This window comes from Bacillus australimaris (assembly GCF_001307105.1).
In the GTDB taxonomy this organism is placed as follows: domain Bacteria; phylum Bacillota; class Bacilli; order Bacillales; family Bacillaceae; genus Bacillus; species Bacillus australimaris.
Genome location: NZ_LGYN01000022.1, coordinates 1 through 771, shown reverse-complemented (window position 1 = coordinate 771; position 771 = coordinate 1). Strand labels below are relative to the sequence as shown.

General features: G+C 58.5%; 1 pseudogene. It reads right to left on the bottom strand.

Going from position 1 to position 771, the window contains the following annotated elements:
- Nucleotides 1-771 (bottom strand): annotated as a pseudogene (locus tag AKG37_RS18920) (exosporium glycoprotein BclB-related protein); the annotation flags it as partial.

The window sequence follows — 771 nt, the reverse complement described above, 5'->3', positions numbered from 1 at the left end:
TCCTGTTGCCCCGGTCACACCCGTACCAGTGGCTCCGGTTGGACCAATTTCTCCCGTTGCTCCCGTGACGCCAGTTGCACCTGTTTCCCCTGTGGCTCCGGTGACGCCGGTGGCTCCAGTAATGCCGGTCGCGCCTGCGGCTGCTAATAACGTATAGTCTGGGGACGTATCCGGTGTGCCTGTTGGTGGTGCTGTGTTGACGATATAAGTTCCACCTTCATACGTCACCACTTGGCCTACTGGATACGTCGGTGCTACTGCTGGATCAAACACTACGACGCCGGATAAACCGACTCCAGTCGCTCCGGTGATTCCCGTGGCTCCTGTTGCCCCGGTCACACCCGTACCGGTGGCTCCGGTTGGACCTATTTCTCCCGTTGCTCCCGTGACTCCAGTTGCACCTGTTTCCCCTGTGGCTCCTGTTACACCTGTGCCGGTGGCTCCAGTTGGACCTATTTCTCCCGTTGCTCCCGTGACACCAGTTACTCCAGTTTCCCCTGTGGCTCCTGTAATGCCGGTCGCGCCTGCGGCTGCTAATAACGTATAATCCGGGGACGTATCCGGTGTACCTGTTGGTGGTGCTGTGTTGACGATATAAGTTCCACCTTCATACGTCACCACTTGGCCTACTGGATACGTCGGTGCTACTGCTGGATCAAACACTACGACGCCGGATAATCCAACTCCAGTCGCTCCGGTGATTCCTGTGGCTCCTGTTGCCCCTGTGGCTCCGGTGACCCCGGTTGCTCCAGTAATGCCGGTCGCCCCTGA